The sequence below is a fragment of the Pseudomonas sp. 2822-15 genome (genome assembly GCF_002742515.1).
GTDB lineage: Bacteria > Pseudomonadota > Gammaproteobacteria > Pseudomonadales > Pseudomonadaceae > Aquipseudomonas > Aquipseudomonas salomonii.
In genome coordinates this window covers 1-324 of sequence record NZ_LJRY01000197.1, presented here as the reverse complement: position 1 = coordinate 324, position 324 = coordinate 1, and the positions used below count along the sequence as shown (strand labels likewise).

The 324-nt window shown below is 35.2% G+C and carries 1 protein-coding gene; it reads right to left on the bottom strand.

Annotated elements, in window-relative coordinates:
- Window positions 1-79 precede the first annotated feature (79 nt).
- On the bottom strand, window positions 80-324 hold a 245-nt coding region (locus tag AOA59_RS19230; RefSeq protein WP_143522794.1), incomplete at its 5' end, for a GNAT family N-acetyltransferase.

Here is a 324-nt window from a genome sequence, read left to right as displayed (position 1 = left end):
CTATATTAGTGATGTCACCTGCAGCACCTATTAACACATAACACTATTACTTGAAATGAATATGGAGAAAGCTCACCTATCATAAACTTACTGATGAACACCACTTATAGTGATAAAAAGTCAGCTTTCTTCCATTCATTTCAAACGATTCGTCTTCCTTTTTAGTTAGCTTAAACCCATTTTTAATCAAAACATTTTGGGAAGGGATGTTATCATTCGTTGTTTTTGCTAGAAGTTGCTCAATCCCTATATGACTTACTCTCTCTAGCATTTGCTTTAGTGCTTTACTTGCAATCCCTTTTCCAGTATGGCTTTTCCCTACTC